The organism is Buchnera aphidicola (Pemphigus obesinymphae) (assembly GCF_026122815.1).
GTDB lineage: Bacteria > Pseudomonadota > Gammaproteobacteria > Enterobacterales > Enterobacteriaceae > Buchnera_C > Buchnera_C aphidicola_BJ.
The window spans coordinates 1-464 of sequence record NZ_JAIWQW010000086.1; the positions used below are offsets into that span (position 1 = coordinate 1).

The 464-nt window shown below is 18.1% G+C and carries 1 pseudogene; it reads left to right on the plus strand.

Going from position 1 to position 464, the window contains the following annotated elements:
- Positions 1 to 220: 220 nt before the first annotated feature.
- Positions 221 to 464 (plus strand): annotated as a pseudogene (gene ribA / locus LDP10_RS03215) (GTP cyclohydrolase II); the annotation flags it as partial.

Below are 464 nucleotides of genomic sequence, written 5' to 3' on the forward strand. Positions count from 1 at the left end.
ATAGATTTTATATTTTTCATTTAATTATTAGATTAATAATTTTTTTTATAAAATAGTAATATATAAAATAATTTCATAATTAATTTAAAGTATATATTGATATTCATTTTAAATAAATTTTTAAAAAATTTTTTAATATATGTAACATTATATAATTAAATTTTAATTTACAAAAATATATAAAATTATTGTTAAACAGATAATAATTTTGGGGAAATTTATGAACTTAAAAAAAAAATTTAAAGCAAAATTACCTACTCCATGGGGCGATTTTTTTATTATTGGATTTGAAGAAGAAATAGGTATTAAAAATCACATTGCTCTTATTTATGGTGATATTTCTTTAGCTGATCCGATATTAACTAGAATTCATTCAGAATGTTTAACTGGAGATGCTTTATTTAGTTTAAGATGTGATTGTGGTTTTCAATTAGAATCAGCATTAATAAATATAGCTAAAGCAG